6 protein-coding genes and 1 riboswitch are annotated in these 10,823 nt (G+C 46.3%); of the genes, 4 read left to right on the top strand and 2 right to left on the bottom strand.

The genetic code is table 11. The features are described 5' to 3' along the window. Positions 1 to 55: 55 nt before the first annotated feature. Positions 56 to 307 carry a DUF2999 family protein gene (locus FJQ87_RS16855; protein WP_140933605.1) on the bottom strand — a complete coding sequence of 84 codons (252 nt, stop codon included), beginning with the start codon at positions 305 to 307 and terminating at the stop codon, positions 56 to 58. Between the two features lie 292 nt (positions 308 to 599). Between FJQ87_RS16855 and FJQ87_RS16850 the strand changes: the two genes are divergently transcribed. Next, positions 600 to 2,414: a DUF3413 domain-containing protein gene (locus FJQ87_RS16850; protein WP_240778764.1), complete on the top strand. Its 1,815-nt coding sequence runs from the start codon at positions 600 to 602 to the stop codon at positions 2,412 to 2,414. Positions 2,415 to 2,755: 341 nt separating this feature from the next. After that, complete coding sequence (locus tag FJQ87_RS16845) at positions 2,756 to 4,153, top strand: KAP family NTPase (RefSeq protein ID WP_206194349.1); 1,398 nt, start codon at positions 2,756 to 2,758, stop codon at positions 4,151 to 4,153. A gap of 368 nt (positions 4,154 to 4,521) precedes the next feature. On the opposite strand, the gene metH is transcribed toward FJQ87_RS16845, so the two are convergent. Further along, entirely contained in the window at positions 4,522 to 8,262 is a 3,741-nt protein-coding gene (gene metH, locus FJQ87_RS16840) for a methionine synthase (protein WP_140933604.1), read from the bottom strand. A gap of 429 nt (positions 8,263 to 8,691) precedes the next feature. Between metH and FJQ87_RS16835 the strand changes: the two genes are divergently transcribed. Together FJQ87_RS16835 and FJQ87_RS16830 are read left to right on the top strand one after the other, a co-directional pair. Further along, entirely contained in the window at positions 8,692 to 9,459 is a 768-nt protein-coding gene (locus FJQ87_RS16835; RefSeq protein WP_140933603.1) for a histidine phosphatase family protein, read from the top strand. A 194-nt stretch (positions 9,460 to 9,653) separates the two neighbouring features. After that, a riboswitch (cobalamin riboswitch) is annotated at positions 9,654 to 9,804 on the top strand. A 114-nt stretch (positions 9,805 to 9,918) separates the two neighbouring features. Continuing rightward, positions 9,919 to 10,767 (top strand): ABC transporter ATP-binding protein, encoded by an 849-nt coding sequence (locus tag FJQ87_RS16830; RefSeq protein ID WP_140933602.1) that lies wholly within the window; start codon positions 9,919 to 9,921, stop codon positions 10,765 to 10,767. Positions 10,768 to 10,823: the final 56 nt, after the last annotated feature.

The following is a 10,823-nucleotide window of genomic DNA, read 5'->3' as shown; positions in this document are numbered from 1 at the left end:
GGGCGCGGCTTAGCTAGGCGTGCCTATTTACTGCAGCGCTGCTTTTCCGCTGAGCTTACTTTTGCAGTTGAGCTTTTGCGGCTTCAACCTTGGCAAAATCTAATCCTAGCTCTTCCACCGCTTGCTTAATCAAGCCTGGGTTTTGCATGACCATAGCCATTAATTGCTGCAGTTTTTCAGGCGCTATGCCTAACTGACTGATCACACCCATGGCCATTAATGGGTTTTCGGTCAAGGTTTGAAATAATGACTGAATTTGGCTATCACTGACTTGGTGTTCTTTTAACATGGCAATAATGGGATTCATCGCGGACTCGTTATCAATAGTGAATGGGTTAATCTTAACTGCGCCAGATGTTATCACAGCTTAAGCACAGGCGCATATCAGCGCTTAGGCTGCTGTTACGCTTGTTTATCGCTTGTTCTTCGTTTGATTGGGCGGTTAGTTTTACGGCTAACGGCACCATAGCAACACTAGCTCATCCTGAATTAACTATTGATTCTTATCCTAAAATTAATGTACCTGTCAGTCATTTCAATCCATAATCGCGCGATTTTAATAAGATTGCAGATATTGATTTTGGCTTGGAGGATGTGCGGTGCAAGATAAATTAAGTAACTATGGGCGCTTTGTGATGGTGAATGCGCTAATAGCTATGGTCATAGCGTGTCATTATTTGGCTTATTTACCCCAGTGGCCAGCAGAGTTATTGGCGCAAGTGTTCTTGGTGAGCTCCAACATCAGCCATTTCATGGTGTTAACTGCAGGCTTAAGCCTAGTGGGCCTGCCGTTATTATTACTGCCCGCTCGAGCGCGCTTATTGAGTCAGGCATTGTTAGCGACCTTACTCCTGACGGCCTTGATCATAGATACCTTTGTATTTGCTCAGTATCGCTTTCATATTAATGCCGTGGTCTTAGAATTAGTGCTCTCTGGGCAAGTGGTTAGTTTTCCAATCGTTATGTATCTGGCGACCGCCGCCACCATAGCCGCTATTTTTGTGGCTGAAGTCTTGCTGCTTAAAGGATTAGCCAAACCGCAAAAAATTCGTTTTCGCATCTTAGCTGCAATAGGTGTTGTGTGTTTGCTGGCTAGTAATGGCATTCACATTTGGGCCGCTGCCCACGGTTATCAACCTGTGACTGTGTTAAAACGGTATTTTCCTTTGTTTTATCCGTTAACTGCCAATGGCTTACTGGCTAAGTATGGACTAGTTAATGCAGATGAAATTGCTGCGCAAAAGGCGCTGAATATTAAGCGTCAGGGCGATCTTAATTACCCGAAAGCGCCATTACTGCTTGAACCCATAGAACAGCCCATGAATATCATGATGATAGTGGTTGATTCATGGCGCTTTGATACCTTTAACGCGCAAAACACGCCGCATATGTGGCAATTTGCCCAGCAAGGGCAGAATTTCAACCAGCATTACGCCACCGGTAACTCTACCCGCACTGGTATTTTTGGCTTGTTTTATGGCGTGCATGGCACCTATTGGCACAGCTTTTTAGCCAACCAAACGTCACCATTATTGGTCGATAGAATGCAGCAATTGGGTTATCAAACCGGTATTTTTGCTGCCGCCCATTTACGCTCGCCTGAATTTAATGAAACCGTATTTAGCAAAATTAACGACTTACGCCTTGAGTCCGATGGCAGTCGCCCTGCGGAATTAGATCAAGACATCACCCAAGATTGGCAAGCATGGTATGGCGCGCGCGATGTTAAGCGTCCAAGCTTTTCCTTCTTATTTTATGATGCGCCCCATGGCTTTGATATGCCAGATGACTACCCCTTAGTGTATGAACCGCAGGCCAGTGGCGTGAATTTCTTAGCGTTAAACAACAGCTCTGACCCTAAGCCGCTGATTAATCGCTACAAGAATAGTGTTCATTATGTCGACAGCTTAGTGCAGCAAGTACTAACAACCTTAGAGCGCAGTGGCGATCTCGCGAATACCTTAGTGATTATCACGGGCGATCATGGCCAAGAGATTAATGACAATGGCTTAAACTTTTGGGGTCACAACAGTAACTTTACCTCAGTACAAGTGCATGTTCCCTTTGTTGTGGTCGCGCCTAATATCAGTGCCGATAAGTTTTGGCCTGCCGATACTGTAACGACTCATTTAGATGTGGCACCAACCTTAGCTAAGCACTTTTTAGGGGTGCAAAATCCGGTCTCAGATTTTGCCCAAGGCGCGGATTTACTGGGCCCAGTGGTGGAGCGACCATTTGTGATGGCTTCCAGTTACAGCAGTTATGCCATTATGACGCCCGATCGTATTTTAGAAGTCGGTGCCGGTGGGCAAATGCAGCTGCTAGACAATCATAATCGCCCTGTTCCTAACGAGAAATTGCAGCCAGAATATTTGCAGCAAGCATTAGCAGAATTAAGGTCGTTTTATCTTTAATCATTAAGAGGAGTGGTTGGTGACGATGAGCACCAAGCATTCCTTGATTTTGCACTGCTAAATAGCATTTATGTTGCAGTAAGCTCGGTTTACTTAATTGCCTGCAGCAGGCTACTGTGTTGTCGATTTCTCGACACGCCGCCAGCACATCCTTGTGGGCTCAACTGAGGCATCCTTGCCTCAGATGGTCTCGAACTCGACAACACACTATTATTCCAACCGTCAAGACTGGTGGTTACTTGTTTACTCCTCATTGCTTGTGGTTTAGTTATATTTAGCTTGTATGCCAATGTGTTACAGCATGATTAGTATCATCATTTCTACGGAATGTTGGTGATATTATGGCTGAACAATCAATCAGAACACCGCGGTTAATCATGCCTCAAGAAGCTCCCATCACATTTACAGAACGTGATGAATTCAATAGAAAAAACATAGCTGAGAAAGTTATTAAGCTACTTAGTTCTGATATCCAAGTATCGCCATTAGTGATTGATGGTTCGTGGGGACTTGGCAAGACCGAGTTTTGCCACAAACTTATTAATTTAATGAAGGAAAATAACACTCATCATCTTATTTACATTGACGCCTTTAAAGTCGATCACGCTGATGAGCCTTTGCTTACCGTATTAGCAAAAGTGCTAGAAGTTCTACCTAATGATGAGGATAAGGCCGGGCTTATTAAAAAGGCCATACCAGCACTGCGTTACGGGCTGAAAGTAGTTGCAAAAGCGTGCGTATCTCATGCTCTTCGCCAAGATACTGACTCCCTTATTGATGGCTTTGATGAGCAAGTAAAACAGGTAGCTGATGCTGCCATAGATTCATCGGTAGAAGCTCTACTTAAGGATCATATGCAAGCTGATCAAAGCCTTAAGGCATTGAAAAACGCTTTAGCCGCTATCGCGCAGAAAAAGCCTATCGTGCTGTTTATTGATGAGTTGGATCGCTGTCGCCCAGATTTCGCGGTATTGATGCTGGAAACTATTAAACATACTTTTGATGTGAATGGCGTTAAGTTTGTATTGATAACCAATACTGACCAGCTAAAAGCTTCGATTAACCATTGTTATGGAACAAGTATTGACGCGCAGCGCTATCTTGATAAATTCCTGAAATTTACCTTCACTCTGCCTAATACAACAAATCAAAATCAACATGAAGCTATTTTAGCTTCAGCGCGACATTACAAAAATAGTGTGGTGAATAGTCCAATTCTTAAAGAGTTAGAGTTAAGCGCTTATTCATATTCTGAGCTGATAACACAGGTTATAACTATTAATAAACTATCGCTGCGAGAAGTCGAAACCTTGATTAGATACCTTGAAATCTATGAGAGCATTTCTAACGATGGATTATCAAATAAAAAAATGTCGATTTACAACCCAATAGTCTTACTCGGTATATTACTCGTCAGTATTAAGCCTAACTTAGCCAATGCAGCACTATCTAATGAATTAGATGCAAAGCAGCTTGGTGCGTTTATGGGCGTCGATAATATTCCTGATGTTATTGATGCTTCCGTACATCAAGCCACCACATATGAAGTTTTAGCTGTGATGCTGGGAATGGAATGCAAGCATAACTCATCACTTTTTTCACTGAAAGAACCGCAACAAAGAACATATTGGAAGGATTTAATAAATAGGCATTTTAGCGGTCTTGACTGTCCCCCGATGGAAGGCAAAAGACTTAATATTCTTACGGATGCAATAAAAACTATTTATCTGATGAACTGAGTAAAATCATAAACTCGCTATTAGTGTAGGTTTATTGCCTTTGATTTATCACTCTAAGTGAAAAGGTATGCCTAGAGCTTAGCTTGTAAGTCCATAAATTAATGGGTCTTGAAATGCCAAAAATAATCTTTGGTAGTGGACGGTTGGAATAGATAGTGTGTTGTCGAGTTCGAGACCATCTGCGGCAAGGATGCCGCAGTTGAGCCTACAAGGATGTACTCGCGGTGAGTCGAGAAATCGACAACACGGTAGCCCGCCGCAGGCGATGATGGCTAAAACACACCATCATCACCGCATGGTTTAATCACTTACTTCGTCTCATTATCCTCTAAATACACAAGCATTAGATCTCTTAGAAAAGTTCGCTATTACTCTGGATCATAATCAAGCACAGGTGCTAACCACTTCTCGGTTTCTGTCACTGACATGCCTTTGCGCTTGGCATAGTCTGCCACTTGATCGAGGCCAATATTGGTGATGCCAAAGTAGCGCGATTGCGGGTGGGCAAAGTACCAGCCAGAAACCGCGGCCGTGGGGTACATGGCGTAGCTTTCGGTGATATTGAGATTGATAGTTTCATCGGGCTTAAGTAAGTCCCACAATAAGCCTTTTTCGGTGTGATCAGGGCAAGCGGGATACCCTGGGGCCGGGCGTATGCCTTTATATTTTTCGCGAATTAAGGCTTCGTTATCAAGCGTTTCATCACTGGCATAACCCCAAAATTCTTTACGCACGCGCTCGTGCATCCGCTCAGCAAAGGCTTCGGCTAAACGGTCTGCTAAGCATTTAAGCATAATGGCATTGTAGTCATCGTGATTGGCTTCAAAGCGCGCCACATGCTCATCTATGCCGTGGCCTGTGGTTACTGCAAAACCGCCCATGTAATCAGCAATGCCGCTGTCTTTTGGCGCCACAAAATCGGCAAGGCAGAAGTTATGATTGCCGACGCGCTCGATTTGCATCCGCAGGTGATGAGTCGTTAACTCAAGCTCAGTGCGGCTGTCATCGGTATAAAGTTCAATATCATCAAAATTGACTGTATTGGCTGGGAATAAACCGATAACGCCTTTGGCGGTCAGCCATTTTTCTTGGATTATGGTATTAAGCATGGCCTTGCCATCGGCAAACAGTTTTTGGGCTTCTTCGCCGACTACTTTATCGGTAAGGATTTCTGGGTAATGGCCATGCAATTCCCAGGCGCGGAAAAACGGTGTCCAATCGATGCGCTCCACTAAATCGGCGAGCGGATAATCATCAAACACTTGGCGGCCGAGTACCTTAGGGGTAACTGGGGTGTAATTGGCCCAATCATGCTGGCAGCGGTTAGCGCGAGCCTCTTCAATGGCGACGATATTTTTGCGTTTAGCCTGAGCTAAGCGCTTTTCGCGCATATCCGCATATTCGGCATAGGTTTGATCTATGGTGGCTTGGCGCGTCTCATTGCTAATCAGTTTACTGACCATAGGCACAGCGCGGGACGCATCGGCAATGTAAATGGCGCCATGGGGATAATGGGGGGCGATTTTTACTGCGGTATGAATTTTCGAGCAAGTGGCGCCGCCAATAATCGCCGGTATAGTTAAGCCTTCGCGCTGGAAGGTTTTAACGTTATGCACCATTTCATCAAGGCTTGGGGTAATTAAGCCTGACATGCCGATAATATCAATCTTGTGGGTTTTCACCGCTTCTAGAATCTTATCAACCGATACCATAACGCCTAAATCAAACACTTCAAAACCGTTACAGGCGAGCACTACGCCGACGATATTCTTGCCGATATCGTGGACGTCGCCCTTTACTGTCACCATTAAAATTCTGCCGTTAGACTGACCTTCGGCTTTTTCTAGTTCTATATAAGGGTTTAAGTAGGCCACCGCCTTTTTCATGACGCGCGCCGATTTAACCACTTGCGGTAAGAACATTTTGCCTGAGCCAAAGAGGTCACCGACTATGTTCATGCCATCCATTAATGGCCCTTCAATCACATCGAGCGGACGGGTGGCAAGTTGGCGCGCTTCTTCGGTATCTTGGTCGATAAACTCGGTAATGCCTTTAACGAGTGCGTGGGCGAGGCGTTGCTTAACTGGCCAAGTGCGCCATTCAAGATCTTCTTTTTTACTCACAGTGGCGCCATCACCGCGATACTGCTCGGCGATTTCTAGCAGTTGCTCGGTATTGCTGGAGTCCGCCACTTTACATGGCAAATTAAGCACTACATTTTCAACCCGCGCTTTTAATTCGGGGTCAATATCATCATAAATCGCTAACTGCCCAGCGTTGACTATGCCCATGTCCATGCCGACATTAATGGCGTGATATAAAAACACCGCATGTATGGCTTCGCGCACCGGATTATTACCGCGAAACGAAAACGACACATTCGATACGCCGCCAGAAATCATGGCGTGGGGCAGGGTGGCCTTAATTTCTTTAATGGCATCAATAAAATCGACGGCATAGTTGTCGTGCTCATCTATACCTGTGGCGATGGCAAAAATATTGGGGTCAAAAATAATGTCTTCGGGCGGAAAACCAACCTTATCAACTAACACCCGATAAGCGCGGGTACAAATTTCAATTTTGCGCGCCTTGGTATCGGCTTGGCCTTGTTCATCAAACGCCATGATGATGGCCGCGGCGCCGTAGCGCTTCACTAAGGTGGCCTGCTCAATAAACTTAGCTTCGCCTTCTTTTAAGGATATCGAGTTAACTATGCTCTTGCCTTGAACGCATTTAAGCCCAGCTTCTATCACCTCCCATTTAGAGGAGTCGATCATAATCGGCACGCGGCTAATATCTGGCTCAGAGGCAATTAAGTTTAAAAACTTATGCATGATTTCAGCACCATCGAGCATGCCTTCATCCATGTTGATATCAATAATTTGCGCGCCGCTTTCTACTTGCTCGCGGGCAACATCGAGCGCTTCTTCAAATTTTCCTTCTTTAATCAGGCGTAAAAACTTAGCTGAACCTGTGACGTTCGTGCGCTCCCCGACGTTTACAAACAAGGTTTGGGCATCGATAGTCAGTGGTTCCAAACCTGCTAGGTGGCATGCAACCGGAATATCTGGTATCAGTCTTGGCGGGTGTTTAAGCACGGCGTCACGAATAACGCGGATATGCTCTGGGGTACTGCCGCAGCAGCCGCCAATAATATTCAGTAAGCCTTCGGCCGCCCATTCTTTAATTACCCGTGCCATGTCGTGGGGCGTTTCATCATAGCCGCCAAATTCGTTAGGTAAGCCGGCATTCGGGTGCGCCGAAACAAAGCATTCGCTAATGCGCGCTAACTCTTCCACATAAGGGCGCAGTTCTTTTGGACCTAGGGCGCAGTTAAGGCCAATAGATAGCGGTTTGATATGGCGCAGCGAATTATAAAAGGCTTCTGTGGTTTGGCCGGTTAAGGTGCGACCTGAGGCATCGGTAATAGTGCCAGATATCATTACCGGTGGGCGATTTGGTGAATGCACCCCAAAGAGTTCATCAAAGACAGTTTCAATGGCAAATAAGGCGGCTTTCGCATTTAAGGTATCAAAGATGGTTTCAACTAAGATAATATCGCTGCCGCCTTCGATGAGGGCTTTGGTAGATTCAGTGTAAGCGGTCACTAACTCATCAAAGCTGACGTTGCGAAAGCCAGGGTCATTAACATCAGGGCTGATGGAGCAAGTACGGTTAGTGGGGCCTAACACACCCGCCACATAGCGGCGAACTCCGGTTGCGAGTGTGACTTCATCACAGGCCTCACGGGCTAAGCGCGCGCCTGCAAAGTTAATCTCGGCCGACAGTGACTGCATGTCATAATCAGCCATAGCGATAGTAGTGGCGTTAAAGGTATTAGTTTCAATAATATCGGCGCCAGCAAGCAGGTAATCTCGATGAATTTGTTTGATGATCTGTGGTTGAGATAACACCAAGAGGTCGTTGTTACCTTTAACATCGGTATGCCAATCCTTAAAGCGCTCACCGCGGTAATCGGCTTCTTGTAATTGATGGCCTTGGATCATAGTGCCCATGGCGCCATCGAGCACCAAAATGCGCTCGGTCAGTGCTTGGGTTAATGCCGCGCGTACAGAATTACCTTGTTGAGCTTGAGATTCGCGTTCCATGATCATCTTCCTGCTAGTTATTATCGTGCTAACTGTTATTTATCTTATAGTTATCGGCCAATCCACTATGGGGGAGCCGCGCTTTAGATGCCAGTTTTTGTTGTTATCTTGTTGTGGTTATTGCCTTAATCGGTAATCTTACCGACCTAGTTTTGTGTCTCTGGTCTAAAATTTTTTGGATGTTTAAACGTATAGACGTCTATAATCATGTTTTTTGATGGCTAATGCAAGTAGGGGCATTACAGTGCCAAGCTCAGCTTAATTGGTGGAGACTGGCTAGCTTAAGTTGGCTTAAGTGAGTTTTCCGGAATGAGTTAACCGAAATCAGTTAGTCAGATTAGCTCACTGAGATGGCGCTAATGCTGTTAGCCAATAGCACTTGGCTACCACTGTTTTTAATTGATTGTTTTATGCAACTGCGAGGGGCTAATGCCAAGAGCGACTACTAGTGCTACAAACACCACCATTGATGCTACAAAATCAGATGGGGATAGCACTGAGTTTACCAACGTGCGCATTATGCTGTTTCGACACGGGCAGTGTCATGGCGGCGCAATTTTTCGTGGTCATAGCGATGTCGCGCCGAGCGCGCTTGGCCTGCAACAATTGCAGCAAGCCCTGACTCATAGCTATGAGCGCTTGGGCGCACCTGATTTGATTGTGTGCTCAGATCTTGGGCGCTGCCGCCAAGGGCTAATGACGTTTTATCAGCAGCATTGGCCGAATGGCGCAGGGCCCAAGGTTGAAGTGACTGAGCAATTACGTGAGTTTAATTATGGCGATTGGGACGGGCAGTTAATTAGCGATATTTATCAGCACACGCCAAGCGCCGTTGAAGATTTTTATGCCGACCCTTGGGCCTTTACGCCGCCTAATGCTGAAACCATGGCAGCCTTTGCCGCGCGGCTTGATAGTCTATGGCAGCAAGTGTTGACCAGTGTTCTTACGCGCGCGCCTGCTTGTGCGCATGCCATGAATGCGCCTGATAATCGTCATAATCACAGTACGCCGTGTGTGTGGCTAGTCACTCATGGCGGCGTAATGCGCTACTTAATGGCTAAAGCCTTAGGGCTTGGGCAGCATGCCGGTATTTATAGTCAGTTACAGCTAGGCTATGGCGCTGAGGTGGAAATCATGGCTTGTTTAGATAAAGGCCAGTGGCATTTACGCTTGATTTGGCCAAGCGCGGTTGGCTGAAGCTAAAAAGGGCGTGGTATCTGAGTTTACAACCTAACAGTGCAGGGCTTAACACCTAAGGGTGATAGCGCTTAACACTCAACACTCAACACTTAACAGTAACTTGAGCGCAAAAATTACGTTAGAATTGCCCGCGGCTTGGCTTGGGCTTTCGCTAAAAATACAAACGCAAACTCGAACTCAAACTAAGCTTGCCACACAATCGAGTCAAAGGTGCCAAGGCAGCATGCTGCAACTTGGCGATAAAGGGAATCGGGGAGCGTTAGCTCATAAGCCCGAACTGTACCCGCAACTGTAAGAGCTTAGGCTCAAGTCAGAATACCTGCCTTTGACAACCACTTATCATGCTAGGCGGGTCACCTAGCCGGAGAGACACAGTGAATCACAGCGCAATTTTAATGGCTCGCACCCCTCTTGACGCCCAGTTTGGCCGCACCGCTTATTTGCTCGGGGCGCGCCATGGCATCGCTTGAGGTTAACGGCTTACACTGGCAAGTGGGCGATCGCGCCTTACTCGATGCTATCGCTTTTTCTGTAAAGACAGGGCAAATGCTTGGCATTATTGGCCCCAATGGCGCGGGTAAGTCATCACTGCTGCGCTGCCTTTACCGCTATATAGCGCCAACAGCGGCCAGTATTGAGCTTAATGGCGAGCCGATTGCTCAGTATTCTGCTAAGGAATTTGCCCGTAAAGTCGCTGTGGTGCAGCAAGATACTCCTGTTGAACTGGATATGACGGTTGAGCAACTAGTGGCTCTGGGGTTAACGCCGCATAAAGGTTGGTTTGCTTCACTTACCGCCAGCGATAAAGCCAATATTGCAGCCGTGCTTGAGCGCGTGGGTATTTCCCTATTAGCAAAGCGCCCTTATCACGGCCTATCGGGCGGCGAGAAACAGCGCGCCTTAATTGCCAGAGCCTTATTGCAGCAACCGCAATTACTCATCTTAGATGAACCCACCAATCATCTGGATATTCGCTATCAAATCCAAATTATGGAATTAGTGCATTCGCTGGATATGACAGTCATAGCCTCGATTCACGATCTCAATTTAGCCAGCGCCTTGTGCGATCAGTTATTAATGCTTAATCACGGCCAAGTAGTGGCCATGGGCACGCCCGCAGAAGTGCTGACTGAAGCGCGCATTGCCGATGTCTTTGGGGTGTGCTGTCAGTTAGTTAAGCATCCGCAGCATTCGCGCCCATGTATTCAATATTTTTACGGTTATGAATTTCAGAATCGATCGCCTAACCAAGTATCTAGCCCATCACCTCTCCAAGGGATTAATCAGCACAAGGTCAATAACTAACATGCTGTTTAAGACACATATCAAAGCAAGCACTCTGGGTGGGCTCAGTTATAGCG

Origin of the sequence: Shewanella sp. SNU WT4, assembly GCF_006494715.1 — a bacterium.
In the GTDB taxonomy this organism is placed as follows: Bacteria; Pseudomonadota; Gammaproteobacteria; order Enterobacterales; family Shewanellaceae; genus Shewanella.
This window is presented reverse-complemented; position numbering and strand designations above follow the sequence as displayed.

Bases quoted from the DNA above. Each gene is read 5' to 3' on its own strand.
- FJQ87_RS16855 (WP_140933605.1), bottom strand. From the start codon at position 307: ATGAATCCCATTATTGCCATGTTAAAAGAACACCAAGTCAGTGATAGC.
- FJQ87_RS16845 (WP_206194349.1), top strand. From the start codon at position 2,756: ATGGCTGAACAATCAATCAGAACACCGCGGTTAATCATGCCTCAAGAA.
- metH (WP_140933604.1), bottom strand. From the start codon at position 8,262: ATGGAACGCGAATCTCAAGCTCAACAAGGTAATTCTGTACGCGCGGCA.
- FJQ87_RS16835 (WP_140933603.1), top strand. From the start codon at position 8,692: ATGCCAAGAGCGACTACTAGTGCTACAAACACCACCATTGATGCTACA.
- FJQ87_RS16830 (WP_140933602.1), top strand. From the start codon at position 9,919: ATGGCATCGCTTGAGGTTAACGGCTTACACTGGCAAGTGGGCGATCGC.